This window comes from Tsukamurella hominis (genome assembly GCF_965137015.1).
Lineage (GTDB): Bacteria > Actinomycetota > Actinomycetes > Mycobacteriales > Mycobacteriaceae > Tsukamurella > Tsukamurella hominis.
The window spans coordinates 18,257-43,855 of the sequence record NZ_CBCRZG010000010.1; the positions used below are offsets into that span (position 1 = coordinate 18,257).

General features: G+C 71.2%; 27 protein-coding genes. 11 read left to right on the plus strand and 16 right to left on the minus strand.

Annotated features, from left to right (window positions below):
* Nucleotides 1-3 precede the first annotated feature (3 nt).
* Complete coding sequence (gene mqo, locus ACM9LD_RS13920) at nucleotides 4-1,500, minus strand: malate dehydrogenase (quinone) (protein WP_415677226.1); 1,497 nt, start codon at nucleotides 1,498-1,500, stop codon at nucleotides 4-6.
* A gap of 161 nt (nucleotides 1,501-1,661) precedes the next feature.
* Between mqo and ACM9LD_RS13925 the strand changes: the two genes are divergently transcribed.
* Together ACM9LD_RS13925 and ACM9LD_RS13930 are read left to right on the plus strand one after the other, a co-directional pair.
* Nucleotides 1,662-2,654, plus strand: a complete 993-nt coding sequence (locus tag ACM9LD_RS13925; RefSeq protein ID WP_415677227.1) for an alpha/beta hydrolase — start codon at nucleotides 1,662-1,664, stop codon at nucleotides 2,652-2,654.
* 1 nt (nucleotide 2,655) lies between these two features.
* Nucleotides 2,656-4,065, plus strand: coding sequence for a mycothione reductase (locus ACM9LD_RS13930; protein WP_415677228.1), 1,410 nt, complete (start codon nucleotides 2,656-2,658; stop codon nucleotides 4,063-4,065).
* 170 nt (nucleotides 4,066-4,235) lie between these two features.
* Here the strand turns inward: ACM9LD_RS13930 and ACM9LD_RS13935 are convergent, their stop codons facing one another.
* From ACM9LD_RS13935 to ACM9LD_RS13950, 4 genes are read right to left on the minus strand one after another with little or no spacing between them, the layout of a single operon-like run.
* Entirely contained in the window at nucleotides 4,236-5,069 is an 834-nt protein-coding gene (locus tag ACM9LD_RS13935; RefSeq protein ID WP_336670544.1) for an alpha/beta fold hydrolase, read from the minus strand.
* Between the two features lie 5 nt (nucleotides 5,070-5,074).
* Nucleotides 5,075-6,604 (minus strand): cobyric acid synthase, encoded by a 1,530-nt coding sequence (locus ACM9LD_RS13940; protein ID WP_415677229.1) that lies wholly within the window; start codon nucleotides 6,602-6,604, stop codon nucleotides 5,075-5,077.
* Nucleotides 6,605-6,606: 2 nt separating this feature from the next.
* Nucleotides 6,607-7,485, minus strand: coding sequence for a type I methionyl aminopeptidase (gene map, locus ACM9LD_RS13945; protein ID WP_415677230.1), 879 nt, complete (start codon nucleotides 7,483-7,485; stop codon nucleotides 6,607-6,609).
* Nucleotides 7,482-8,075: a GNAT family N-acetyltransferase gene (locus tag ACM9LD_RS13950; protein WP_415677231.1), complete on the minus strand. Its 594-nt coding sequence runs from the start codon at nucleotides 8,073-8,075 to the stop codon at nucleotides 7,482-7,484. Before ACM9LD_RS13950 ends, map begins: the two co-directional genes overlap by 4 nt.
* A gap of 224 nt (nucleotides 8,076-8,299) precedes the next feature.
* Between ACM9LD_RS13950 and ACM9LD_RS13955 the strand changes: the two genes are divergently transcribed.
* Both ACM9LD_RS13955 and ACM9LD_RS13960 read left to right on the plus strand, forming a co-directional pair.
* Complete coding sequence (locus ACM9LD_RS13955) at nucleotides 8,300-8,767, plus strand: hypothetical protein (protein WP_415677232.1); 468 nt, start codon at nucleotides 8,300-8,302, stop codon at nucleotides 8,765-8,767.
* A 20-nt stretch (nucleotides 8,768-8,787) separates the two neighbouring features.
* The gene (locus ACM9LD_RS13960) at nucleotides 8,788-9,351 is read left to right on the plus strand and encodes a hypothetical protein (protein ID WP_415677233.1); all 564 of its coding nucleotides are present in this window, start codon (nucleotides 8,788-8,790) and stop codon (nucleotides 9,349-9,351) included.
* Between the two features lie 17 nt (nucleotides 9,352-9,368).
* Here ACM9LD_RS13960 and ACM9LD_RS13965 read toward each other — a convergent pair whose 3' ends face one another.
* Complete coding sequence (locus tag ACM9LD_RS13965) at nucleotides 9,369-11,207, minus strand: penicillin-binding transpeptidase domain-containing protein (protein ID WP_415677234.1); 1,839 nt, start codon at nucleotides 11,205-11,207, stop codon at nucleotides 9,369-9,371.
* Nucleotides 11,208-11,340: 133 nt separating this feature from the next.
* On the opposite strand from ACM9LD_RS13965, the gene ACM9LD_RS13970 reads away from it, so the two are divergent.
* Nucleotides 11,341-12,633, plus strand: a complete 1,293-nt coding sequence (locus ACM9LD_RS13970) for an acetyl-CoA C-acyltransferase (RefSeq protein ID WP_415677235.1) — start codon at nucleotides 11,341-11,343, stop codon at nucleotides 12,631-12,633.
* Nucleotides 12,634-12,717: 84 nt separating this feature from the next.
* Here the strand turns inward: ACM9LD_RS13970 and ACM9LD_RS13975 are convergent, their stop codons facing one another.
* A complete protein-coding gene (locus tag ACM9LD_RS13975; protein ID WP_415677236.1) occupies nucleotides 12,718-13,449 on the minus strand; it encodes an SDR family NAD(P)-dependent oxidoreductase in 732 nt (243 codons plus the stop codon).
* A 76-nt stretch (nucleotides 13,450-13,525) separates the two neighbouring features.
* On the opposite strand from ACM9LD_RS13975, the gene ACM9LD_RS13980 reads away from it, so the two are divergent.
* From ACM9LD_RS13980 to ACM9LD_RS13995, 4 genes are all read left to right on the plus strand, one after another.
* Nucleotides 13,526-14,347, plus strand: coding sequence for a hypothetical protein (locus ACM9LD_RS13980; RefSeq protein WP_415677237.1), 822 nt, complete (start codon nucleotides 13,526-13,528; stop codon nucleotides 14,345-14,347).
* Nucleotides 14,348-14,421: 74 nt separating this feature from the next.
* On the plus strand, nucleotides 14,422-14,727 hold the full coding sequence (locus ACM9LD_RS13985) for a hypothetical protein (protein WP_415677238.1): 306 nt from the start codon (nucleotides 14,422-14,424) through the stop codon (nucleotides 14,725-14,727).
* Nucleotides 14,728-14,732: 5 nt separating this feature from the next.
* Nucleotides 14,733-15,032 (plus strand): type II toxin-antitoxin system PemK/MazF family toxin, encoded by a 300-nt coding sequence (locus tag ACM9LD_RS13990; protein WP_415677342.1) that lies wholly within the window; start codon nucleotides 14,733-14,735, stop codon nucleotides 15,030-15,032.
* A gap of 20 nt (nucleotides 15,033-15,052) precedes the next feature.
* The gene (locus tag ACM9LD_RS13995; RefSeq protein WP_415677239.1) at nucleotides 15,053-15,427 is read left to right on the plus strand and encodes an ion channel; all 375 of its coding nucleotides are present in this window, start codon (nucleotides 15,053-15,055) and stop codon (nucleotides 15,425-15,427) included.
* Here ACM9LD_RS13995 and ACM9LD_RS14000 read toward each other — a convergent pair.
* The 3 genes from ACM9LD_RS14000 to ACM9LD_RS14010 all read right to left on the minus strand — a co-directional run bounded on the left by ACM9LD_RS14000 (nucleotide 15,424) and on the right by ACM9LD_RS14010 (nucleotide 17,711).
* Complete coding sequence (locus tag ACM9LD_RS14000) at nucleotides 15,424-15,900, minus strand: DUF456 domain-containing protein (protein ID WP_415677240.1); 477 nt, start codon at nucleotides 15,898-15,900, stop codon at nucleotides 15,424-15,426. The genes ACM9LD_RS13995 and ACM9LD_RS14000 overlap by 4 nt on opposite strands.
* A gap of 34 nt (nucleotides 15,901-15,934) precedes the next feature.
* Nucleotides 15,935-16,498, minus strand: a complete 564-nt coding sequence (locus tag ACM9LD_RS14005) for a TetR/AcrR family transcriptional regulator (RefSeq protein WP_415677241.1) — start codon at nucleotides 16,496-16,498, stop codon at nucleotides 15,935-15,937.
* 106 nt (nucleotides 16,499-16,604) lie between these two features.
* Complete coding sequence (locus ACM9LD_RS14010) at nucleotides 16,605-17,711, minus strand: agmatine deiminase family protein (protein WP_415677242.1); 1,107 nt, start codon at nucleotides 17,709-17,711, stop codon at nucleotides 16,605-16,607.
* Nucleotides 17,712-17,848: 137 nt separating this feature from the next.
* Here ACM9LD_RS14010 and ACM9LD_RS14015 point away from each other — a divergent pair, with 137 nt between their 5' ends.
* Nucleotides 17,849-18,163 carry a hypothetical protein gene (locus ACM9LD_RS14015; protein ID WP_336670552.1) on the plus strand — a complete coding sequence of 105 codons (315 nt, stop codon included), beginning with the start codon at nucleotides 17,849-17,851 and terminating at the stop codon, nucleotides 18,161-18,163.
* A gap of 18 nt (nucleotides 18,164-18,181) precedes the next feature.
* Here ACM9LD_RS14015 and ACM9LD_RS14020 read toward each other — a convergent pair whose 3' ends face one another.
* From ACM9LD_RS14020 to dxr, 4 genes are read right to left on the minus strand one after another with little or no spacing between them, the layout of a single operon-like run.
* A complete protein-coding gene (locus ACM9LD_RS14020; protein ID WP_415677243.1) occupies nucleotides 18,182-19,015 on the minus strand; it encodes a GNAT family N-acetyltransferase in 834 nt (277 codons plus the stop codon).
* Nucleotides 19,016-19,065: 50 nt separating this feature from the next.
* On the minus strand, nucleotides 19,066-20,214 hold the full coding sequence (gene ispG / locus ACM9LD_RS14025; RefSeq protein WP_068524936.1) for a flavodoxin-dependent (E)-4-hydroxy-3-methylbut-2-enyl-diphosphate synthase: 1,149 nt from the start codon (nucleotides 20,212-20,214) through the stop codon (nucleotides 19,066-19,068).
* A gap of 16 nt (nucleotides 20,215-20,230) precedes the next feature.
* The gene (locus tag ACM9LD_RS14030; protein WP_415677244.1) at nucleotides 20,231-21,466 is read right to left on the minus strand and encodes a M50 family metallopeptidase; all 1,236 of its coding nucleotides are present in this window, start codon (nucleotides 21,464-21,466) and stop codon (nucleotides 20,231-20,233) included.
* Nucleotides 21,467-21,488: 22 nt separating this feature from the next.
* Complete coding sequence (gene dxr, locus ACM9LD_RS14035; protein ID WP_415677245.1) at nucleotides 21,489-22,631, minus strand: 1-deoxy-D-xylulose-5-phosphate reductoisomerase; 1,143 nt, start codon at nucleotides 22,629-22,631, stop codon at nucleotides 21,489-21,491.
* 106 nt (nucleotides 22,632-22,737) lie between these two features.
* Between dxr and ACM9LD_RS14040 the strand changes: the two genes are divergently transcribed.
* Nucleotides 22,738-24,564, plus strand: coding sequence for an SIP domain-containing protein (locus tag ACM9LD_RS14040; RefSeq protein ID WP_415677246.1), 1,827 nt, complete (start codon nucleotides 22,738-22,740; stop codon nucleotides 24,562-24,564).
* Between the two features lie 13 nt (nucleotides 24,565-24,577).
* Here the strand turns inward: ACM9LD_RS14040 and ACM9LD_RS14045 are convergent, their stop codons facing one another.
* Both ACM9LD_RS14045 and ACM9LD_RS14050 read right to left on the minus strand, forming a co-directional pair.
* A complete protein-coding gene (locus tag ACM9LD_RS14045) occupies nucleotides 24,578-25,123 on the minus strand; it encodes a Uma2 family endonuclease (RefSeq protein ID WP_415677247.1) in 546 nt (181 codons plus the stop codon).
* 80 nt (nucleotides 25,124-25,203) lie between these two features.
* On the minus strand, nucleotides 25,204-25,518 hold the full coding sequence (locus ACM9LD_RS14050) for a DUF952 domain-containing protein (protein WP_415677248.1): 315 nt from the start codon (nucleotides 25,516-25,518) through the stop codon (nucleotides 25,204-25,206).
* Nucleotides 25,519-25,599 lie beyond the last annotated feature (81 nt).

Consider the following 25,599-nt stretch of genomic DNA (forward strand, 5'->3'; position numbering starts at 1 on the left):
GCGCTAGCCCTGCGCGTCGGCCTCGACGCCCGGGGACAGCTGCAGCGTGCGGTTGGTCCAGTCCCAGACCTGGCCGAACAGCTGCTTGTTGTCGTTGAGGGTCGTGCCGTAGGACGGGATCATCTCCTGCAGCAGCGGCTTCCACGCCTGCATGTGCTTCGGGAAGCACTTGCCGAGCACGTCGAGCATGGCGGGGACGGCCGTCGACGCACCGGGCGAGGCGCCGAGCAGGCCGGCGATCGACTCGTCGTTCGCCGCGATGACCGCGGTGCCGAACTCGAGGTTGCCGCCACCAGGGCCCTTGCGGATCACCTGGACGCGCTGGCCGGCGGTGATGAGCTCCCAGTCGCCGCCGGTGGCGCGGGGCACGAACTCCGACAACGTCTTCACGCGGTCGGCGGGCGACTGCAGGAGCTCGCCGATGAGGTACTTGGTCAGGCCCATCTCCTTGAGGCCGACGGCCATCATCGGGAGCAGGTTGTTGGGCTTCACCGACAGGGGCAGGTCGGTGTACTGGCCGGCCTTGAGGAACTTCGGCGAGAAGCCGGCGTAGGGGCCGAACAGCAGGCCCTTGTTGCCCTCGATGACGCGGGTGTCGAGGTGCGGCACCGACATCGGCGGGGCGCCGACGGCGGCCTTGCCGTAGACCTTCGCGGCGTGGTGGTCGATGAGGTCCGGGTTGGTGCACCGGAAGAACTGGCCGGAGACGGGGAAGCCGCCGAAGCCCTTGGCCTCCTTGATGCCCGACTTCTGCAGCAGCGGCAGCGCGCCGCCGCCGGCGCCGACGAAGACGAAACGCGCGTCCACGTAGGAGACCTCGTGGGTGCGCAGGTTGCGCACGGTCAGGCGCCAGCCGTCCTTGGTGCGCTTGAGGTTCGTGACCTTGGTGCCGAAGTGGACGGCGCCGCCCTTGCCGACGAAGTTGATCAGCTTCTTGGTCAGCGAGCCGAAGTCGACGTCGGTGCCGCCCTCGTACCAGTTCACGGCGACCGGGTCGCCGAAGTTGCGGCCCGCGGCCATGACCGGGAGGCGCTCGGAGAACGTGGCCGGATCGGTGAAGAACTCCATGCCCTCGAACAGCGTCTGGCCGGACAGCGCGTCGTAGCGCTTGCGCAGGTACTCGACGTTGTCGGCGCCGTGCACGAAGCTGGCGTGCGGGATGGGGTTGATGAAGTCCGACGGGTCGTCGAGCACGCCCGCGTCCACGGCGTACGCCCAGAACTGGCGCGAGACCTGGAACTGCTCGTTGATCGTGATGGCCTTGGAGATGTCCACGGAGCCGTCGGCGGCCTGCGGAGTGTAGTTCAGCTCGCACAGCGCCGAGTGGCCGGTGCCCGCGTTGTTCCACGGGTCGGAGGACTCCGCGGCCGCGGCGTCGAGGGACTCGAAGACGTTGATCGACCAGCTGGGCTCCAGCTTGCGGAGCAGGGTGCCGAGCGTGGCGCTCATGATTCCCGCGCCGACGAGCGCGACGTCCGTGCTGATCACGTTACGGGCCATCTGGTAGTTCACTCCTCGACGTGGGGCGGGGCCACGCATCGGCCCCCTTCTGCGCGAGAACCTTACTCCGGGGCCCTCCGGTGGCGCGCGGCACACCGTGCAGTACCACCGGACCGTCCGTGCGGTGACACGTCCCGCCGCACCGTCATTACAGTGAAGCCGTGGCGACCACTGAGCTGACCTACTCCCCCGACATCCTCGGCGACGACTACGTCGCGCACACCTTCGAGCTGGGCCCCGACCCGGACGGCGAGCCGGGCGGCGACGTCGTGGCCACGCTGGTCAAGCACGTGGCCGGCCGGCAGGACCCGCACCGCGCGGTGCTGTGGGTGCACGGCTTCTCGGACTACTTCTTCCAGACCGCGGTCGCGGAGTTCTTCGCGGAGCGCGGCTACGCCTTCTACGCGCTCGACCTGCGCAAGTGCGGGCGGTCGCTGCGGGAGGGCCAGTCGGCGCACTACGCGACCGACTTCGCCGTCTACGACACCGAACTGGACCTCGCGGTCGCGGCGATCGAGCAGGAGCACCCCGGCCTCGGCGTCGTCGTCGCGGCGCACTCCACCGGCGGCCTCATCACCCCGCTGTGGCTCGACCGCCGCCGCAAGGCGGGGCGCACGGCGCCGATCGTCGGGCTGGTGCTCGACAGCCCGTGGTTCGACCTGCAGGGCTCCGCGGTGCTGCGCGAGGTCGCGACGCCCGTCGTCAAGCTCATCGGCAAGGCCGTGGGCACCCGGATCGTCCCGGTCGAGGCGGTCGGCGTCTACGGCCAGACCATCCACGTCGGCGAGCACGGCGAATTCGACTTCGATGTGCGGATCAAGCCGATCGAGGGCTTCCCGGTGCGCTTCGGCTGGCTGCGCGCCGTCCGCGTCGCGCACAGCCTGCTGCACCGCGGCCTGAACGTCGGCGTCCCGTCGCTCGTGCTGCGCTCGACGAAGAGCTTCGCGCCCAAGGAGTGGAGCGAGGAGGCCGGCCGCGCCGACGTCGTGCTCGACACCCGGCAGATCGCGAAGTGGTCGGGCGCGTTGGGTGGGCGCCTCACGGTGATCCCCGTCGAGAACGCCAAGCACGACGTCTTCCTCTCCGAGAAGGACGCCCGCGAGACCGCGTACGCCGAGCTGGGCGCCTGGCTGGCCCGCGAGATCGAGGCCTGACATGGCCGAGCGCGTCTTCGACCTCGTCATCATCGGCTCCGGGGCCGGCAACACCATCCCCGACGAGCGGTTCGACGATCGCAGCATCGCGATCATCGACAAGGGGCAGTTCAACGGCGCCTTCGGCGGCACCTGCCTGAACGTCGGCTGCATCCCGACCAAGATGTTCGTCTACCCCGCCGACGTCGCCGACGAGGCCCGCGACGGCGGCGCGGTCGGCGTGGACGCCGAGATCACCGGTACCCGCTGGGCCGACATCCGCGACCGGGTGTTCGGGCGGATCGACCGGTACGCCGCCGGCGGCCTGCGCTACCGCGAGGACAAGTGCCCCAACATCACCGTCTTCCAGCAGGAGGCGTGGTTCCTGCCCTCCTCCGGCGACGGGCTGCACCGCCTCGAGCTGGCCGACGGCACCGTCGTGACGGGGCGCGACGTCGTGATCGCGGCAGGCTCGCGCCCGGTGATCCCGCCGGTGTTCACGGCCGACGGCGCGGCGCCCTTCCACACCAACGACACGATCATGCGGCTGGACGCGCTGCCGGGCCGCGTGATCATCGTCGGCAGCGGCTACATCGCGGCCGAGTTCGCGCACGTCTTCGCCGGTCTGGGCGCGGAGGTGACCGTCGTGGCGCGGGGCGAGCGGCTGCTGCGCTCGCAGGACCAGACCATCTCGGAGGCCTTCACGGAGGCCGTCTCGTCGCGGTGGGACGTGCGGCTGGGCACCGAGGTCACCGCGACGCGGCCGGCGGGCGACGGCGTCGAGGTGGACCTCACCGACGGGTCGACGGTGGTGGGCGACGTCCTGCTCGTCGCGACGGGACGCACCCCCAACGGCGACACCCTCGCGCTGTCGGCCATCGGCATCGAACTCGACGGTGCCGGGCGCGTCCCGGTCGACGAGCACCAGCGCACGCCGGTCCGCGGCGTGTGGGCCCTCGGCGATGTGAGCACGCGGTTCCCGCTGCGGCACGTCGCCAATCACGAGGCCCGGATCGTCGCGGAGAACCTGCTGTCGGGGTGGGACTCCCCCACCGCGACGTCCGATCACCGGTTCGTGCCGGGCGCGGTCTTCTCCCGCCCGCAGGTGGCGTCGGTCGGCCTGACCGAGGCGGAGGCGCGCTCGCGCGGCATCGACGTGGCCGTCGCCGAGCAGCGGTACGCCGACATCGCCTACGGCTGGGCCATGGCCGACGCCGAGGGCGTGTGCAAGCTGATCGCGGACCGGTCGACCGGCCTGCTGGTCGGCGCGCACATCGTCGGGCACCAGGCGTCGGCGCTGATCCAATCCGCGATCACGGCGATGTCCTTCTCCATCCCCGCGCAGGAGTTCGCGCGCGGGCAGTACTGGATCCACCCGGCGCTGCCGGAGCTGGTCGAGAACGCACTGCTGGGGCTGGCGAAGGACGCGTGATCCTAGGAGCTCCCCGGGGTAGAGTCACATGCATGACTCAGCATGATTCGAAGGCCCCCGGCTGCTCCAACCCGAACTGCACGTGCGAGAACTGCTCGTGCGGCGACAGCTGCACCTGCGGCAGCGACACGTAGTCCGCACCGCTCCGGGACGTCCGCGCACGGGCGCGGTCAGTTCCGGAGCGTCCGCAGCGCGATCTCCGAGGCCAGGGCCGCCGGAGCGCGCAGCGGGAGCCAATGGTCACCGTCGGGCACCTCGCTGAGCCGGTAGTCGGCCCGGAGGTAGTGCGCGGTGCCCTTGGCCTGCGCGGCGCCGGCGATGGCGTCGCGGGTGCCCCACACCAGGGTGGTGGGGACCTCGATCACGGGGCAGTCCAGCCCCTCCCCGCCCGGCGCGAGGTTCGCCCGGTACCAGTTCAATGCCGCCGTGAGCGTCGGCTCGTCCGCGAGGGCGTCGATGCCGCCGCCGGGCGCCGTCGCCAGGAGAGTGCGGGCGTCGTTAGCGAGCAGTGCCTTCTCCGCCTCGCCGGACCGCAGGAACAGCTCCAGGTAGCGCGAACGCTGCCGCTGGTCCTGATCGTTGGCCATCGCGTCGCCGAACGCCGACGGGTGGCCGAACGAGACCGCCGTCAGGCTCATGGCGCGCAACGGGTAGGCGGCGGCGAAGTGCCACGCCACCGTCGCGCCGAGGCCGTGGCCGACGACGTGCGCGTAGGGCACCTCGAGCGCGTCGAGGATGCGCGCGGCGTCCTCGGCGAGGTGCTTCATCGTGTACTGATCGACCCCCACCGGGCGGGCGCCCGGGCTGTAGCCGCGCTGGCGGGGCGCGATGGTGCGCAGTCCCGCCTCGTGGAGGCGCTCCCGCACCTGGTCGAAGCACTCCTCGGTCTGCGGGAATCCGTGCAGCAGCAGTACGGGTACGCCGTGCTCAGACCCCCCGACCGACACGTCGAAGGTCCACGAGCCCGCGGGCACCTGCACCGTGTCAGCTGAATCGATCGGCATGGTGGTCAACGGTAGTCACTCATGATCCGGATGGTCGGCAGGATCGCCGAAAACGCGACAGGGGAATGCAAAGGACGCAGGATCGCGTCGATGTCGCAGTGCTCCTCGAGCGCGTCGGCGATGGCGTCGAGCTGGGCGAGGCGCGCACCGTCGTAGCTCGCGGCGGGCCCGAGGTCCCGGCCGGGGAAGGTCCGGGCGAGGTACGCCCGGCGGAAGGCGTCGGAGCCGAACAGCCCGTGCCAGTGCGTCCCGAGCACGCTCGGGGTGAGCGCCCCTTCCGGTCCGTCCGTGCCGTGCAGCGCAGGGCTTTCCGCGTTCCGGACGACGGTGCCGTGGTGGATCTCGTAGCCCGTCGCCTCCACGCCCAGCCCTGTCCCGGCGACGTCCCGCACGCACTTGGCGCGCGCGAACTCGACGTCGAGGTCGAGGATCCCGAGGCCGTCGACGCGGGTGCCGGGCGCCGCCTCGACGCCGCTCGGGTCGGCGATGCCGCGGCCGAGCATCTGATAGCCGCCGCAGATCCCCACGATCGGCCCGCCGGCGGCGGCTCGGCGGCCGAGCGCGTCGGCGAGTCCGCGCTCGCGGAGCCAGGCGAGATCGCCGACGGTGCTCTTGCTGCCCGGGAGGACCACCAGGTCGGCATCGGCGACGTCGGCGGGCCGGGTGGTCCAGCGGACCGTCAGGCCGGGCTCGCACGCGAGGGCCTCGACGTCGGTGGTGTTGGAGACGCGCGGGAGCGCGATCGCGGCCACGCGGATCGGGTCGCGGTACGCCGATCCCCGGCCGACGAGGTCAGTGCCGAGCGCGGCGAGCGAGTCCTCGGCGTCGAGCCAGAGGTCGGTGAGGTACGGGAGCACGCCGAGGGTGGAGCGCTTCGTGATCTCCTCGAGCTGCTCGAGGCCGGGGGCGAGGAGCGAGACGTCGCCGCGGAACCGGTTGATCAGGAAGCCGTAGACCAGGCGCTGGTCCTCCGGCGGCATCACGGCGACGGTCCCCGCGAGGTGCGCGAGCACTCCCCCGCGGTCGATGTCGCCGACGATCAGCGTCGGCAGGTTCGCGGCCCGCGCCAGCCCCATGTTGGCGATGTCGGTGGCCCGCAGGTTGATCTCGGCGGGGCTACCGGCGCCCTCGCAGAGCACCACGTCGAACTCGTCGCGCAGGGCCTGCAGCGTGGTGGTCACCTCGTCGAGCAGCCACTGCCGCCGGGTGACGTAGTCGCGCGCGCCCACGTCGGCGACCGGCCTGCCGTGCAGGACCAGCTGGCTGCGGCGGTCGCTGCCGGGCTTGAGGAGGACCGGATTGAACCGGGTCGACGGTGCCAGACCGCACGCGAGGGCCTGGGTCGCCTGGGCGCGCCCGATCTCCCCGCTGGTGCCGTCGGCCTCGACGGTGGCGACGGAGTTGTTGGACATGTTCTGCGCCTTGAACGGCGCGACGCGCACGCCCCGTCGGGCCAGGAGGCGGCAGAGCCCGGCCGTGACCGTGGACTTCCCGGCGTCGGACGTGGCGCCGGCGAGGAGGAGTGCGCCGCGCACGGCTACGCGACGGGCGCGCTGGGCGTGCTCGGCAGGGTGAGGATCTCGGCGCCGTCGTCGGTGACGACGAGGGTGTGCTCGAACTGCGCGGTCCACTTCTTGTCGGTGGTCGCGACGGTCCACCCGTCGGACCAGATCTCGTAGTCGAGACCGCCGAGGTTGATCATCGGCTCGATGGTGAAGACCATGCCGGGCTCGAGCACCGTCTCGACGTTCGGCTCGTCGTAGTGCAGCACGACGAGGCCGTTGTGGAAGGTCTCGCCGATGCCGTGGCCGGTGAAGTCGCGGACCACGGTGTAGCCGAAGCGATTCGCGTAGGACTCGATGACGCGGCCGACCACGTTGAGCTCGCGTCCGGGCTTGACGGCCTTGATGGCGCGCTCGGTGGCGATGCGCGTGCGCTCGACCAGCAGGCGGTGCTCCTCGGAGACGTCACCGGCGAGGAAGGTGGCGTTGGTGTCGCCGTGCACCCCGTCGATGTAGGCGGTCACGTCGATGTTGACGATGTCGCCGTCCTCGATCACGGTCGAGTCCGGGATGCCGTGGCAGATCACCTCGTTGAGGCTGGTGCAGCAGCTCTTGGGGAAGCCGCGGTAGCCCAGCGTCGAGGGATAGGCGCCGTGGTCGAGCATGTACTCGTGCGCCACCCGGTCGAGGTGGTCGGTGGTGACGCCGGGCGCGACCTCGGCGCCCGCGGCCTGCAGCGCGTCGGCGGCGATCCGCGAGGCGACGCGCATCTTCTCGATGGTCTCGGACGTCTGCACCCACGGCTCGTTGCCCTCGTTCGCCGACGGCTTGTCGACGTATTCGGGCCGCACGATCTTCGCCGGGACGGCCAGACGGGGTGAGACGGTGCCGGGAACGAGTGCAGCGCGGGTCATCCGTTCAGCGTAATCGGCGCCGCGCGCACACCGTCGGGCCCGGTCGGGATCCAGTAGTGGCAGACGGGTTCGAGGAAGTCGTGACCGATGCCGACGTCGTCGACGGGGCGGATCCGGGTGAGCACGCCGCCGGCCGACTCCGCGGTGCGGCGCGAGGCGAGGTTGCTCTCGTCGCAGGTGACGAGGACCTCCGCCAGCCCGCGCCCCGCGGCGCGCCGGACCACCTCGCGCAGCGCCGCCGCGGCGACGCCCTGCCGCCGCGCCGAGGGCCGCACGTGGTAGCCGATGTGCCCGCCGAGCTCGGCGAGCAGCGGGCTCAGCTCGTGGCGCAGCTGGATCGCCCCGAGGTACCGGTCACCGTCGACCATCCACCAGCTCGTGGCGGGCACACGATCGCCGCTGCGGTCGATCATCGCCTGCTCGTTGATGCGGTCCACCCAGGTCGCGAAGTCCGACAGTGCCGTCAGGTCCAGGTCGCGCGCCAGGGCACTGCCGGAGCCCGGGTGGTGCGTCACGTCGCCCCACTCCGCGACGTTGCGCAGCCACTCGTCGTGCCAGTCCGAGCTCGGTGCCATCAGTGCGATCCCCACGGCCCGAGCCTCCCCGGCGCCCTCCGCCACGGCAACCGAATTCCTCGGCGGCGAGCGGAACGCCCGGCGCCTGCACCACCCACGCGACAACGCAACCCAGGGCGATGTAATTCTCGTCTCTTGTCACGAACCTTGACCCTGGGTAACTTTCGACGTCGCGGCGACGACGAGCGGGCCGCGGGCGGCCCACAGCGTCGCCTCCGTCCCGAAGACCAGGGGAAGCCATGATCCGTACCGACCATCTCCGCCGCGCCACCACGATCGCCGCAACGAGTCTGACGGCGATCGCGATCGCTGCGGGCCCGGCGCAGGCCGCCCCCGGTGATCCGACGCTCGCGGGCACCGACGGCCAGGGCTTCACCCACCCCGCGGCGCGGTGCGAGGGCGCCGATCGCGCGACCGCGTTGTTGACCGGCGGCAACGGCGACCCGTACCGGTTCGCGGTCTGCCGCACCACGACCGGAACGCCCTATCTGCGCGCCTGGGCGAACGGACAGCCGAGCGTGCGGGACACCCAGGGGCCGCGGATCGGCCTGCGCGGCACGGCTATCGCCGGATCCAGCACCCGCTTCGACATCGGCGGCGCGGTTGTCGACGTCGGCGCGAGCCCGGTCACCGTCCGCTGGCCCGACCGCGGGGACGGCGCCTGGACGGTGTCCTACCCGATCCGGTCCAGTTGGCACCACGGGTGAGCCGCGCACCGTCGATCTCCATGACCGCACAGCCACTCCGACGCGTTTTCGCGACCGCCCTCGGCGCGATCGCTCTCGCAGCCGCCATGACCGCCTGCGGCGCCGAGAACGACACCGCCGCGCCCACGACCTACAGCCGTCCGAACAGTCACGACTGGGGCACGACGACCGCGGCGGCACCGACCCTCTCGGCACCGACGAACGTCCTCCGCGAGCGACCGCAGGGGACGGACGAACAGGGCTTCATCGATTCTCCCGCTCGGTGCGACGGCGCAGATCGAGCCGTCCTGCTGGTCATCGCCGGCGGCGGCGAATCCTCCCTCTTCGCGGTCTGTGCGGACGCCTTCACCGGGCGTTACTTGCGCGCCTTCGCCCGCGGTGAGGGCTCCGATCTCGACGAGATGCCGCCGCGCGTGCCGATGCGCGGCACGTTCTTCACCGACACCGCGAACAGCGTCCAGTTCATGGTCGGCGACGCGAAGGTGGACATCGCGGCCGAGTCGGTCACCATCGTGTGGCCCCAGCGCAACGGGACCACCCGGACCACTAGCTGGGCAGGCATCCAGCGCTGGCTGCGCGCCTAGCAGCGGTGCCGCGCCGCTCAGTTGGGGGCGGCGGGGACAGGGGCGTCGAAGCGGTCGAAGAACTCCTTGGTGACCGCGACGGCGTTGTCGGAGCTGCCGCCGAGCACGACGAGGGTGGCGAAGGCCAGGTCGCCCCGGTAACCGACGAACCAGGCGTGCGAGCCACCGTCGACCTCCGCCTCACCGGTCTTGCCGAGGATGTCCCCGGAGCCCCGGATCAGCTCGGCGGTGCCGGAGGCGACGACCTCGCGCATCATGGCGCGCACGCCGTCGGCGGCCTTGAGGTCGAGCGGGGGGCGCTCCCCGTCGACCTTGGTGGGCTTGCCGAGGAGGAGCTGCGGGGTGACCGCGCCGCCGTGCGCGACGGACGCGACGGCGAGCGCCATGGCGAACGGGCTGACCAGCACCTCGCCCTGGCCGAAGCTGTCCTCGACCTGGTTGACCATGGCCTTGGGCAGCGGGTACTGGCCGGACGAGACGGGCAGCCCGGCGATGGCGTAGTCGGGCCCGATGCCGAGCTCGGCGGCCGCGGTGGTGAGCGCCTCGGGCTTGAGCTTGGCGCCGAGGAAGGCGAAGCTCGTGTTGCAGGAGCGGGCGAAGGCGCGCTGCATCGTCACGTCGCCGAGGGCGAAGCGGTTGTAGTTGGGCACCTCGCGCTCGCCGATGGTCAGGGTGCCCGGGCACGGGACGATCGTCTCCGGGGTGGCGATGCCCGCGGAGATCGCGGCCGTGGCGGTGACGATCTTGCCGGTGGAGCCCGGCGGGTACAGGCCGGACGTGGCGAGCGAGCCGAGCTTGTCGGCCTCGGGGTTCTGCGCGACGGCGAGCACATTGCCGGTCGAGGGCTGGATCACGACCATCATCGACTGCCGGTCGCGGCGGGTGTTCACGGCGGCCTGCGCGGCGGCCTGCGCGATCGGCGAGATGCTCACCGACACCGCGGGCGCGGGCTGGGCCGCGGTGGACGACAGCGTGGAGACCCGCGCGCCGGTGTCGGCCTGCGCGATCACCTCCCAGCCGTCCTTGCCGGCCAGATCGCCGGTGACGTTCTGCTTGATCGACGACATGAGCGCGGGTGCGAAGGTGCGGTCGGTGGGCACCAGATCGGCCTGCTCGACGAGGGTGACCCCCGGGAGCGACGTCACGTCGCCGGCGAGCTTGCGCAGGTCGTCCTGATTCACCGAGGCCACGGTGTACGGCGCGCTCAGCGAGGTGGCCTGCTCGGTGATCTGCACCGGGTCGAGGTTCGGCAGGATCGGCTGCAGCGCGCGGGTCAGCTGGCCGGCGACGTCGAGCACCGTCGTGGGCGCCGCGACCTTGGACGCCTCGATCCGGATCCGGGTGATGACGCCCGGCACGAGCACGGAGCCGCCGGACGCCGAGTTCACGGGCGCCTTGTCGGCGGGCAGGGCGCGGAGCACCATCGTCTGGTTCGCACCGAGCCGCGGGTGCAGCACCGACGGAGCCCACCGCACCCGCCACTGCCCGTTCTCCTGGACGCCGGTCAGCGTGCCGCGGTAGTCCCACGACCGGCTCGACCGCCCTTGCTCGGCGGGCAGGTCCCAGATGTACTCGTACTCGACCTGACTGGTCGCCCCGGTGGTGCGCACCTGACCGACCTTGAGCTGGACGCCCCGGGCCTGCAGCCCGGCGAACGCTGCCTGCAGCGCCTTCTTCGCCGCCTCGGGCGTGGTCGTCAGCGCCGCCGCGGCGTCGAGGTCGTGGTCGGCGAGCGCGGCGCCGAAGCGCACCGCGAGCGGGCCCGGTCCGTTGGTGTTCGTCGGCGAGCAGCCACTCGTCGCGACCATCGCCACGAGGGCGACGATCACGACGGCGCGGCGCATCGGCTTCTTCACCGGCCCAGCGTAGGACGGTGCGCCGCCCGGTTCGGGTTGCCGCGCTGGGCTGTGACCGGTGGGGCGCAGGTGACGGCCGAAACGCCGTGACCGCGATCACGCGGGCGAACTGACTCGTGAGTAAGATCGCCGTATGACCACTCCACAGAGCCGTCGCGCCGTCATCGTCTCCGGCGCGCGCACCCCGTTCGTCCGCGCCTTCGGCGACTACGTCCACCTCGACAGCATCGCGCTCGCCGACCACGCCGTCCGCGGCCTCCTCGATCGCGTCCCGGCCGTCGCCGACCGCGTCGAGGCCATCGTCTGGGGCGGCGTCATCCTGCCCGCGAGCGCGCCCAACATCGCCCGCGAGATCGCGCTCGACCTCGGCCTCGGGCACGGCGTCGAGGGCCACACCGTGACCCGCGCCTGCGCCTCCGGCCTCCAGGCCGTCACCACCGCCGCCGCGGCGATCGAGCGCGGCGAGTACGACGTGATGATCGCCGGCGGCTCCGACTCCGTCTCCAACGCCGCGGTCAACCTCCCGCAGAAGCTGGTCCAGGCGGCCGCTCCCCTCGCGCTCGGCAAGCCCTCCCCCCGCGCCTACCTCGACGCCGCGATCGGCCTCGCCCCGTTCACCGGCCTCCTGCCCAGCCGCCCGCGCATCGAGGAGCGGACCACCGGCGAGGTGATGGGCGAATCCGCCGAGAAGATGGCGCGGATCCACGGCGTCACGCGAGAGGCGCAGGACGCGTTCGCCGCCCGCTCGCACGCTCGCGCCGCCGCGGCCATCGCGTCGGGCCGGTTCGACCGCGAGGTCGTGCCGGTGACCACGCCCGACGGGACGACCGTCGCCCGCGACGGGCTCGTGCGCGACGACACGAGCGCCGAGAAGATGGCGCGGCTGAAGCCCGCCTTCGAGCGCGAGGGCACCGTCACCGCCGGCAACGCCAGCCCGCTCACCGACGGCGCCGCCGCGGTCCTGATCATGAGCGAGGAGAAGGCCCGCGAGCTGGGCCTCACTCCCCTGGCCGCGATCCGCTCGTGGAGCTACATCAGCGTCGATCCGGCCGACGAGGTGCTCATCGGCCCGGCGATCTCCATGCCCCGCGCACTCGATAAGGCGGGCCTCAAGCTGGAGGACGTCGACCTCGTGGACATCCACGAGGCCTTCGCCGCGCAGACGCTCTCCGTGCTGGACGCCCTCGCCAGCCCGGAGTGGGCCGCCGAGCGACTCGGCCGCGACGAGGCCGTCGGGGAGATCGATCCGGAGAAGCTCAACGTGCACGGCGGCTCCGTGTCCGTCGGGCATCCGTTCGGCGCCACCGGCGCCCGCATGGTCACGACGATGGCCAACGAACTCGCACTCACCGGCAAGGACACGGCGCTGCTCGGCATCTGTGCCGCGGGCGGGCACGGCGCGAGCGTGGTTCTCGAGCGCGTGTAGTCGGGAATCCGGCCGATTTCCGGTCCACGAGGGCGATTTCGGCCTCCTGACGGAGAAATCGGCCGATTTCACGACCGCCTTGCCTCATGTCACCGAGAGGCCGCCGTCGACGCAGAGGTTCTGCCCGGTCACGAAGGCCGAGCCGGGCCCGGCCAGGAAGATCGCCGCGGCGGCGAAGTCCGACGGTGCGCCGAGCGTCCCGGTGTGCGCGCGACGCCGGAAGTACTCGGCGCGTGCGGGATCCGCGAGCACGGCGGTGGTCATCGGCGTCGCGACCAGTCCGGGCGTCAGCGAGTTCGCGGTGACGCCCGACGGTGCCCACGCCTCCGACTGGGAGCGGGTGAGCCCGGCGATGCCGGCCTTGGCGACGCCGTAGGCGCCGCTGTTGCCGAACGCGCGGTGCGCCTGCGTCGACGCGACGTTGATGATCCGGCCCCAGCCCCGGGCGGCCATCCGCGGACCGTAGTGCTGCCCGAGCTGGAACGGGGCGTCGAGGTTGACCGCGAGGATCTCGCGGTAGAGCGCGTCGTCGATGTCGCCGAGCGGCGGGCGCGGGTTGCTGCCGGCGCAGTTGACCAGGATGTCGACGGCGTCGGTCCGGGCGTCGACCTGCTCGATGAGTTCGCCGGCGCCCTGGGCGAGGTCTGCGCTGATCCCGTCGGCGCCGAGACGGTCGCGGTCGCGGCCCGCCCGGAGCACGCGGGCCCCGGCACCGTCGAGCGCCTCCGCGATGGCCGCCCCGATCCCCGAGCTCGCGCCGGTGACCAGCGCCGTGCGCCCGGTGAGGTCGAACAGTGCCGCAGTCTCCCGATTCATGCCGCCACCCTACGGAACCGATCCAGCAGCCGGTGCGTCCAATGAATAAGGGGAGCACAACGATCGGGGGACCATCATGGGGTACGACGCGACTTTCGAGGGTGAATTCAAGGTGGTGCCGTCGCTTTCCGCCGCGGAACGTCAACGTCTCGTCGCGTTCTCAAAGCAACGCCATGAGGATCCGTCCATGCCCGGGTACTGGTGCAACTGGGTGCCGAACAAGAAGGGCACGGCGCTCGTGTGGAACGGCAGCGAGAAGTTCTATCGCTCCGCTGCCTGGCTGCGATACCTCATCACGGAATTCCTCGAGCCCGCCGGACATCGGGTCAGTGGAAACGTGACCGCGACGGGGCAGGACGGCGCCGTCTCCACGATCGTTGCAATGGGCCACGATGTGCACACGCACGAGGTCCGGGGACCGATGCCGACGGAGTACGCGCTCATCATCGAGCCGCGACATCAGGAGTACGACCTTGATCGCGAGTACGACGCGGCATTCGATCTTTCGTCGAACCAATTCTCACTCTTCAATCCCGGCGACCCGCGGGTCTGGCCGAAGGTGACCTCCTTCGCCGTCGAGTATTCGAATCTCGATCTCGTGGCGGTCGACGACACTCACCTCGTCGACGAAGAACGCGGAATAACACTGGAAGTCTGGAGCTCGGGAACCATGATCGTCCGTCTCCTCGCTTCGGTTGCCATGGCCAGTCCAGACAGGGCGTTCACCGAGGCGATCGACTTCGCGGCCGCTGTTGCCGCGCTTCTCAACTGGACGGTGTACGACCCAGCCCAGCGAATCGCATTGCGGCCGACGGACCGGTTCCGCGCGCGGGCGATCTCGATCATCGAGGGGTACCTGTACGAGGGAGCAATGTTCCCGCGCCGTTCAGTTGTGTGATCGTGGACGATCGAGAGGTCCGTGGCAATGATTGCGCGCATCTTTACACTCGAATCAGGTGTAATATTGTGGACATGAGCAAGCGTGTGAGCCTCATCCTCGGTGACTCGGATGAGGCCGCGATCAGCCCGTTCCTGACCGAGGGGTCGCCGGCGGCGGAGGCACTGCGCCGCTGGGCCTCCGCGCACGGAGTGGGCGACGTGCGATCCGAGGCAGCGAGCCTTCGCGCCCTGCTCCAGGCGGGAGCGGCCGCTCTCCACGAACAGTCCGTCGAAGACGGATACGTGCGACTCGCCGAGGAGTTCAACGCGAGCGAGAACGATGCGCCGCGCCGCGCCGCCCGGGACCGGTACGTCGCCAGGCGCGAGGCCGAGCTGTGACGGCGATGCGCGGCCAGGTGTTCCGTACCGACCTCGGATACGGCCCGAAGCCATGGGTGATCGTCAGCAACAACGCACGCAACCGGAACCTCGACACTGTTCTCGCCGCACGGATCACGACCACGGGGAGGCACTCGCACGTGCCGACGGTGGTACCGCTCTCCACGGCCGACCCGCTCGTCGGTTTCGTGCTGGTCGACGACCTCGTCCAGCTCTACCACGACGAATTGACCGCGAACGTGGGCACGTTGTCGGCGCAGACGATGCAGATGGTCAGCGCCGCGTTGCGGATCGCGCTTCCTTGACCCACGGATAGGCTGGGGCCGTGTTGGGGCTGACGTTGATGTTCAAGCGACTGGTCGGCGCGATCCGCACCAGCTGGCGGGAACCGGCGATGCGCGCCGCGATGCTGAGCCTCGTTGTCATCGTCACCGCGGCGACGATCTTCTACACCCTCACCGAGAAGTGGTCGGTGATCGATTCGCTGTTCTACGCGGTGTCGGTGGGGCTGCCCATGGGCGGCGGGGCGCTGAGCCCCACGCTCACGATCTCGAAGATCTTCACCCTGGTCTACGCGATCCTCGTGGTCGGCCTGTTCGTCACCGTGGGCGGCTCGCTCGCGCGGTCGATCGTGCAGAACAACACGGACCGGGTGACGCGGCTGACCGACAAGCGTGCCCGCGACGAGGACGAGAGCTAGGTCAGGACCGCCGCCAGCCAGATCGCGATGGCACCCAGCGCGCCGGCCAGCTCGATGAGGATGAGCAGGCCCGCGGCCTTCGTGGCGGCGAGCGCCGCCTGCCAGCCGGCCTTCGCGTCCCCCAGCCGGATCGCCTCGGCGGCGAAGGTGCCGCCGACGAAGCCGATGATCAGGCCCACGACGGGGATCACGAAGAAGCCGACAATGCCGGCGATGCCGCCCACCACCAGCGACCACTTCCCCACCCCGGCCTTGGCCATCGTGCGGCCGCCGACGAGGTACTTCACGCCCCATGCGAGCACCATCACAGCCACCGCGGCGGCGAACACCCACCAGGCGCTACCGCCCGTGAAGATCGCCCAGATCAGGATGCCGAGCGCCACCAAGGACGAGCCCGGCAGGACCGGGACGACGATCCCCAGCAGGCCGATCACCATCAGCGCGACGACCGCCACGTACCCCCATGCGTTCACGCAGGAAGAGTAACCGCGGAACGTCGCACGCGGGTCACCGAGCCGGTGGTAGTTCCGCCTCCACCGCGCCGATCAGCAGCGCCCGGGCCCGGGTCAGCGTGAGGGATCCGCTGTGCCACCGCTCGCTGAGCCCCTCCACCAGGGCCGTGAGCCGCGTCGCGATCCCCGCGGCATCGCGGCCCGCCGCCTCCGGGATCCGCTCGATCAGTGCCGCGACGTCGCGGTCCCAGGAGTCGGTGGCCGCGCGCAGATCCTCCCGGAGCGCCGACTCGAAGACGGCGCTCGCGCGGAGCTCCCCCCAGGCGATGCTCGTGGTCCGCACCTCGTCGGTGTCCTGGAGCTCGTCGAGCAGCATCGCCTGGACCTGCTCGCGGGCACCGCCGGCATCGGCTCGCGGCTCCGTGTACGCCTCCGCCGTGCGGTTGATCTGCTCGAACGCCGCACGCACGATCCCGTCGCGATCGTGGAAGTGGTAGTAGATCAACGCGGTGGAGACGCCGGCCTCGGCGGCGAGCTTCTCCACCCGGAGGCCGCGGACACCGTCGCGCGCGATGACGCGGACCGCGGCCTGCATGATCTGGGTGCGGCGGTCGCTCATGGGGCCTCACAGTATCGGAGCGCGGCCGCGCCTCCCGCCGGGCGCGACGGTGCCGGGCACGACGGGATCCGGTACGCCCCCGCCCGGATGAACGGTGGCCGGTGCGTCACGCGGGCTCCTGCTGCGTCGTGCAGTGGATGCCGCCGCCGCCCGCGGCGATCCCGTCGATGTTGATCTGGACGACCTGCCTGTCCGGGAACAGTCGCTGCATCGTCGCGCGGGCCGCGGCGTCGGTGTCCTTCGCCCCGAACTCCGGGCCGATCACCGCGCCGTTGCACACGTAGAAGTTGATGTAGCCGCCGGCGAAGTCGTCGCTCGCGAACTCCTCGCGCACGGATGACGGGCTCTCCATCACCTCGACACGCAGCCGGTTGCCGTGCACGTCCGTCGCAGCGCGCAGGATCTCCAGGTGCTTGCGGGTCACGTCGTAATCGAACGAGTCCCGGTCGGTCTCCAGTCCGGCGACCACGACGCCGGGCCGGGCGAAGCGCGCGTAGAAGTCGGTGTGCCCGTCGGTGATGTCCTCGCCCGCGATCCCCGGCAGCCAGATGACCTTCCGGATCCCGAGCAGCTCTCGCAGCTCGTCCTCCACCTCGGTCTTGGTCCATCCGCGATTGCGGTTGTCGTTGAGCACGCAGCTCTCGGTGATGATCGCGGTCCCCTCGCCGTCGACCTCGAGCGCTCCGCCCTCGAGCACCAGGTCGGTGCGCAGCGAGGGCACGCCGGCCCGGCCGGTCACGAACCCGGCGACCCCCCGGTCGCGCCGGTGGCGCTGCTTGGCGCCCCAGCCGTTGAAGTTGAAGTCCACGCCGGCTTTCGCCGGCCCGTTCTTCACGAACGTCGGCCCGGTGTCGCGGACCCACAGGTCGTCGAGCTCGCACGGGACGAGCTCGACGCGGGAGCCGCTCACGAGGCGCTGCGCCTGCGCCATCTGCGCCGGCGGCACGAGCATCGAGACCGGCTCGAACCGCGCGATGGTGGTCGCGATCAGCGCCAGGTTGCCCTGGACCGTGGGAACCAGGTCGGCGCCCCAGATGCGATCGCTCGCGGCGAAGGCCATCCACGTCCGGGCGTGCCGGGTCCCCTCCTCGGGCATCAACCAGGGCCCGCCGGCGGGAGGCTGCGGCGCGCCCGCGGCATCGTCGGCGCATCCGGTCAGGAGGAGGCCGCCGAGGGCGGCGATCGAGGTCTGCAGGAAGGTGCGACGTCGCATGGTGGGTGTTCCTCTTCGTCTCGTGCACGGCGGTCAGCACCGGTCGGGCCCCTGCCGTCCCTCCACGATATTCCTGACTGAATTTTCAGTCAATTCGTGGCCGCTAGTCGTACCGCCGAGACGAAGGAGCGTGAAGCATGAGCGATCAGATCCGCGAGGCGCGCCAACCGATGGTGACGTCCCTCGGCATCATCCTGGGATTCCTGTTGAACTTCCTCGCCCAGTGGGCCATTCGCGACGATGGCAAGGCGCCCGTCGAGAGCGCGACGGACTGGGTGATCGTGGTGACGCTGTTCGGCTCCGCGGCGCTGATGCTGACGGTGCTGGTCGGCGTGCTCAGCAACTCGTACGCGGAGGAGGACGCGCCCCGGCGCTATCGCAGGCTGCTCGTGATCTACGTCGTCGCGATCGCATTGGCCTTCGGCGGCATGGGGATCGCGCTGTTCATCTGACGCCGCCCGCGCGAGGGATCAGGCCAGCAGGACGGTGGCGAACGTCGCCACCTGGCGGAAGCCGACGCGCTCGTACGCGCGACGAGCCGCGACGTTGAAGCTGTTGACGTACAGGCTGGGCAGCCGCCCCGAGCGGAGCACCGCCTCCGCGACCGCGGCGGTGCCGGCGCCGCCGAGCCCCTGCCCGCGCAGGTCGGGCCGCACCCAGACGCCCTGGATCTGCCCGACGGTCCGCGAGACCGCCCCGACCTCCGCCTTGAAGGCGACCTCGGCACCGTCGAACAGGACGTACGCGCGCCCGGCGAGGATGGTGTTGGCGACCCGACGCCGGTAGGCCCGGCCCCCGTCGGCGCCGCGCGGGTCGACCCCGACCTCCGCGGTGAACATCGCGATCGCGGCGTCGAGGTAGCGGTCGAGCTCGGCGAGCCTGGCCGGCCGGACGCCCGCGTGCGCGAACCGGGAGGGCTCGCCCATCGTCATCAACGGCTGCTCGGGGCGGACCTCCCGGGCCGGGCCCCAGGAGCTCTCCAGCCCGTCCCACAACGGCAGCACCATCTCGGCGCGACCGACGACCGACGCGGCGGTCCGGTGCCCGCGCCCGGCGCGGCCCGCGAAGTAGCGCATGTCCTCGAGGTCGCCGCGCAGGGGCATGAGGTTGGCGCCGGAGAAGCAGAGCGAATCGCCCACGTCGCGGTGGGTCCAGAGTTCGCCGCCGAGGCGGCCCGGTTCGGTGCCGCACTCCTGCACGCGGCCGGCGACCATGCAGGCGGCCACGGGGTCGTCGTCGAGGACGGCGAGCACCCTCGGCAGGTCCCGCGACGGGACCGGCCGTTCGTGCAGCATCCTCAACACTGAAGACTCCTCAACCCTGGCACGGCCCGCACGCAGCGGCGGGCCGCGACCTACGACACCGTGACGACCGGCGTTCCGCTCTCACTATCCCCCGACTCCTCCGCAATGCGCAGGGCTTCCTCGATCAGGGTCTCGACGATCTTGGACTCGGGGACGGTCTTGATGACCTCGCCCTTGACGAAGATCTGGCCCTTGCCGTTGCCGGAGGCGACGCCGAGGTCGGCCTCGCGGGCCTCGCCGGGGCCGTTGACGACGCAGCCCATGACGGCGACGCGGAGCGGGACCTCCATGCCCTCGAGTCCGGCGGTCACCTCGTTGGCGAGCTTGTAGACGTCCACCTGCGCGCGGCCGCACGACGGGCAGGAGACGATCTCCAGCTTGCGGGGCCGCAGGTTCAGCGACTGCAGGATCGCGTCGCCCACCTTGATCTCCTCCGCCGGCGGGGCCGAGAGGGAGACGCGGATCGTGTCGCCGATGCCGTCGGAGAGCAGGGAGCCGAAGGCCACGGCGCTCTTGATGGTGCCCTGGAACGACGGGCCCGCCTCGGTGACGCCGAGGTGCAGCGGGTAGTCGCACTGCGCGGCGAGCTGCCGGTAGGCCTCGACCATGATCACCGGGTCGTTGTGCTTGACGGAGATCTTGATGTCGCCGAAGCCGTGCTCCTCGAACAGGCTCGCCTCCCACAGCGCGGACTCGACCAGCGCCTCCGGGGTGGCCTTGCCGTACTTCTCCATGAGCCGCTTGTCGAGCGAGCCCGCGTTGACGCCGATGCGGATCGGGATGCCCGCGGCGCCCGCGGCCTTCGCCACCTCGCCGACGCGGCCGTCGAACTCCTTGATGTTGCCCGGGTTCACGCGCACGGCGGCGCACCCGGCGTCGATCGCGGCGAAGATGTACTTCGGCTGGAAGTGGATATCGGCGATGACCGGGATGTTCGCCTTCTTGGCGATGATCGGCAGCGCGTCGGCGTCCTCCTGCCGGGGGCAGGCGACGCGCACCATGTCGCAGCCGGACGCCGTGAGCTCGGCGATCTGCTGCAGCGTGGCGTTCACGTCGTGCGTCTTGGTGGTGCACATGGACTGCACCGAGATGGGGCTGTCGCTGCCGACGCCGACGCCGCCCACGTTGAGCTGACGGGTCTTGCGACGGGGTGCGAGCGTCGGGGCCGGGGCTGCCGGCATTCCCAAACCTACGGACATTTCCTGCTACTCCAGTTCAGTTGAAGAGCTTGATCGGATTGACGATGTCGGCTGTGAGGACGAGCAGCATGTACCCGCCCGCGAGCGCCAGGACGACGTACGTCAGCGGCGCGAGCTTCATGTAGTCGACGGGGCCCCCCTTGCGACCGGTGACCAGGTCGCGGAGTTTCTCGAAAATCACCACCGCCATGTGACCGCCGTCGAACGGCGGCACCGGCAGCAGGTTGATCAGGCCCAGCATGAGGTTCAGGCCGGCGAGGAGCAGGAAGAACACGCTCCACATGTCGCGCTCGGCGACCTCGCCGCCGATCATCGACGCGCCGACGAGGGACTGCGGGGTGTCGAGGCCGCGCTCCTCCCCCTTGATCGCGTCGATCAGGGCGGGAATCTTCTGCGGCAGCTGCCCGATCGCGACGATCGTCTTGTGCCCCAGGTCCACGGTGAAGGCGGCGGTGCCGCCGATCGCGGTGATCGGGTTGTAGTGCTCGGTCACGCCGAGGGTGCCGACGCTGATGCCGATCGTCGGGCCGGAGACCTCGACGAGCTCCTTCCCGTCCTCGGACGGGCGCCACTTCTTGCTGGTCACGGGGTCGATGGAGACGGTGCGCTGCTGACCGTCGCGCTCGATGCCGAGGACGATCGCGCCCGATGTGTTCTGCAGGGCGTCGAAGACCGTGTCGGCGTCGACCGCGGTGCCGTTGACGGAGGCGATGACGTCGCCCCGCACCAGGCCCGCCTGCGCCGCAGGGCTCGGGCGGCACTCGCCGACCGGGCGGCTGGGCTGCTCCTTCGTCGGCTTGGTGGTGGCGTCGGCGACGCAGCCGGTGGCGGCGACGGCCGCGCGCGGCGTCGCGGTCGTCGACGGCAGGCCCGCGGTGACCGCGACGCCGTAGATCAACAGCGCGCCGAGGATGAAGTTCATCCCCGGGCCGGCGAACAGCACGAACAGCCGCTTCCACGCGGCCTGCTTGTACATCGCCTTCTCCTGCTCGACGGGCGTCTTCAGCTCGTCCAGCAGGGTCATCCCGGCGATGTCGCAGAAGCCGCCGAGCGGCAGCGCCTTCAGCCCGTACTCGATCCCGTCCGGCCCCTTCGGGCGGCGGGTCGACCAGACGGTGGGCCCGAAGCCGATGAAATAGCGCCGGACCTTCATGCCGGTGGCCTGTGCCGCCCACATGTGCCCGCACTCGTGCCAGGCGATCGACGCCAGGATGCACAGCGCGAACGCCGCGATCCCCAGTGCGTACATCATGACGTCCAGAATACCGGGCGGATCAGACCAGCCCGACCAGCTCGGACGCCCGGCGGCGGGCCCACTCCTCCGCCGCGAGCACGTCCGCGACGTCACGCGGCTCGGCCCGCCACTGGGCACCGTCGGCGACGACCTGCGCGACGGTGTCGACGATGGCGAGGAAGGACGTGCGGCCGTCGAGGAAGGCCTGCGCGACGACCTCGTTCGCGGCGTTGAAGACGGCGGTGAGGCTGCCGCCCCGGGTGCCGGCGTCGCGGGCGACGGCGATCGCGGGGAAGGCCTCGTCGTCGACGGGGGCGAAGGTCCAGGTGTGCGCCTGGGTGAAGTCGCAGGCGGCGCTTGCGCCGGGCACCCGGTCGGGCCAGCCGAGGGCCAGCGCGATCGGCAGCTTCATCGACGGCGGCGAGGCCTTGGCGATGGTCGCCCCGTCGACGAAGGTGACCATCGAGTGCACGACGGACTGCCGGTGCACCGTGACGTCGATGCGGTCGTACGGCACGCCGAACAGCAGGTGCGCCTCGATCACCTCCAGCGCCTTGTTCACCAGCGTCGCGGAGTTCAGCGTGATCATCGGCCCCATCGACCAGGTGGGGTGCTTGCCCGCCTGCTCGGGTGTCACGTCGGCGAGCTCGGCGCGGGTGCGACCGAAGAACGGCCCACCGGAGGCGGTGAGGATCAGCCGGTCGACCTCGGCCGCGGTGCCGCCGCGCAGGCACTGCGCGATGGCGGAGTGTTCGGAGTCGACGGGAACGATCTGCCCCTCCGCCGCCCGCTTGAGCACGAGCGAGCCGCCCGCGACCAGGGACTCCTTGTTCGCGAGGGCGAGCCGGGCGCCGCTGTCGAGGGCCGCGAGGGTCGAGCCCAGGCCGAGGCTGCCGACGACGCCGTTGAGCACCACGTCGGCCTCGACGGTCTCGACCAGGCGGGTCATGGCGTCCGGGCCGGTCAGCGCACCGTCGAAGCCGGTGGCGCGGGCCGGGTCCGCGATGCCGATCCGGGCCCCGTCGACGCCGACGGCGCGCGCCTGCTGCGCGAGGAGCTCGGGGTTGCCGCCACCCGCGCCGAGGCCGACCACCTCGAACCGGTCCGGGTTCTCGGCGATCACCTCCAGCGCCTGGGTGCCGATGGAGCCGGTGCTGCCGAGGATGAGGACGCGGGTGGTCACGCCGTCAGCCTATCGGCGGCCCACCCGGCCCGACGGTCCGCCGTCGGCGCCGGTTCTGCAGGGCAGGCTAGCCTTGCACTGTAAACCGACGAAAGGGACGTCCACGATGGCCAGCACACTCCGCGACGGCGCGGTGTTCCCGATCTGCCTCCGCGAGTTCGACGTGCTGCGGGTGTTGGACGTGACGCCCGGGATGCGCCGGATCGTGGTGGGCGGCGACGCCATAGGGCCGCACGTCCGCGACGGCGTGGACCTTCCGGCCGTGCACAGCACCGGGTTCGACGACGACGTCAAGGTGCTGCTGCCGGACCTGCGGACCGGCGAGTTCCCCTTCGAGGTGCCCAAGAACACCGATCAGGGCCGCGTGGACTGGACCGACGGCTCGTTCGAGCACGCCCGCACGTACACCGTGCGCGAGTTCGACGCCGACGCCGGCGAGATGACCCTCGACTTCGTGCTGCACGGCACCGGCCTCGCGGCGACGTGGGCACGCCGCGTCGAGGTGGGCTCGAAAGTGCTCATCGCCGGGCCCAAGCACTCGGCGGCGCTCCCCCGCGACGTCGACTGGCTCCTGCTTGCGGGCGACGAGACCGCGCTGCCCGCGATCGGCCGGTGCATCGAGATGCTGCCCGCGGGATTCAAGGCCACCGCGGTGATCGAGGTCGCCGAGCCCGACCACCGGCAGGAGCTCGCGACCGACGGCGACGTCGAGTACGTGTGGCTCTACCGCTCCGAGGCGGGCGGCGAATCCCGCCTCGTCGACGCCGTGCGGGAGGCCGCCTGGCGCGGCGAGCGCCCCTTCCTCTGGGTGGCCGGCGAGACCCTCGCCATCAAGCCGCTGCGCCGCTGGGCGAAGAACGAGAAGGGCCTCGACAAGGACCGGGTCGAGATCACCGGCTACTGGCGCCACCGCGTCGTCGCCACCGTGGACGGCGACGACGAACTCGTGGACACCGCCCAGGACCAGAACCTCGCCTCCGAGATCCACGAGATGACGGAGCTGTTGCCGCCCTTCGCCGTCCGCGCCGCCGTCACGCTCGGCCTGTTCGCCGCGATCGACGAGGGCGCCGCGACCCCCGCGGCGATCGCCGCCGCCTGCGGCACCGACGCACGAGCGACGGGCAAGCTCCTGCGCCACCTCGCCCTGATGGGCTTCGTCGCGCTCGGCGAGGGCGGGTACACCCTCACGGGCCGCGGCGAACTGCTCACCGATCCCGACGAGCTCCTCGCCGGCAGCCTGCACCACGACCAGGTGCGCACCCGCCTGGACATGGCCTTCGTGCACCTGGTCGACGCCGTCCGCACTGGCACCGCGGCGCCCTTCGAGGGCGGGGATCTCCGCAGTGCCCGCGCGGCGGACGAGAACCTCGCCGAACAGTTGCACGCCGGCGCGAGCCGGTGGGCCACCTACCGCGCGCCCGCCCTGCCCGAGGCGGTCGACTTCTCGTCCGTGCGCACGGTCGCGGTCTTCGGCGACGGCGCCGGCGTCTACGCCGACAACCTCGCGCGCCTGCTACCCGACGTGACCGTCGCGATCGTCGGCATGCCCAGCACCGTCGACCGGGAGATCGCGGTGGTCGCACCCGAGCGCCGCGACCGGGTGTCGGCGGCGGCCGGCACCGTCTTCGCGCCGCTGCCGCAGCGCTACGACCTCGTCGTGGGCATCGACCTCTTGCAGACCCTCCCGGACGCCGACGCCGAGCTGCTCGTCACCACGCTGCGCGGCAGCGCCGACCGCGTGGTCTTCGTCGGGAACGTGCTCGACCCGGCCACCACCGACGACCACGAGACCGAGGACGACCTACGCAACCTGTGCCTGTACGGCGGGGGCCTGCGCACGGCCGAGGAGCTGGGCGCCCTCGCGGGCGGCGGCGCGCACCGCATCGCGCCGCTCGGCTGGGGGACGTACGTCGTGGAGTACGCCGGCGCCTGAGGGCTGCGGCCCGTCAGTCCACGAGGTCCGCCGGCATCAGCTCGACCGGGAAGGGCTGCTCGATGCGCACCCGTTCTCCCGGACGGACCACGGCCGCCTGCGTGTACTCGTCGTCCGCCGGCGCGGTGTGGATCGTGACCGTGCCGTCGGCGTCGACGCGCCAGTAGGAGGCAATGCCGGCTTCCGCGTACTTCGCCGCCTTCAAGGTGCGGTCCGTGACCCGCGTGGACCTCGACGCGACCTCGATGACGAGGGCTACGTCCTCGGATTCGCGCCACTCGACGTCGCGCGCTGCGCCTGGCCTCAGAACCACGACGTCAGGAATGAAGTTCCCGCCCGGAACCCGCACCCCGATCTCGTACAGCACGCGCCATCCGCTCGGCATGACCGACCGGAGGGTCACGAGCAGATTCACGCCGATCCCTTGATGTCCGTCCAACGGTGGTGGCGTCACCAGCAGGCTCCCGTCCACGATCTCGTAGCGGTGCCCGTCGTCCGGCAGCACGTCGAGATCGGCCTCGCCCCAGTAGTCGGGGAACGAGTAGGTCGGCTGAGCCATATCGGCACCCCCTCTCGTTGTGGTGACGGTAAGACCTCGGTGCGACATGTTTCCGGTCGCGGCCTCAGTCTATGCCTCATTCACTCCGGCAGGGCCTCGACACCGACCACCGCGGACACCGGGATCGGGCCGTACACGTGCGGGAACAGCTCCTCGACGCCGGGCGCGGGCGGCTCGTACCGCACGTCGAGCCCCGTCGGGTCGACGGACAGCAGCACGAGGTCCGCGGCGGGTAGGTCGGCGTAGAACCGGTCCCGCACGCCCCGCCACTGCTCCGCGGTGGAGCAGTGCACGAAGCCGACCTCGGCGAGTGTCGCGCCGCGCGTCGACACCGCGTACTCACCGGCCGCTCGGGCGGCGTCCCAGTCCGACACGAGTGCGAGATGGAAGATCACCCGCGCCACGGTACCGAGGAATCGCCGCCCCTCGTACGACACACGGTCGTAGCGGGATAGGATTCATCCGTATCCCGGGCC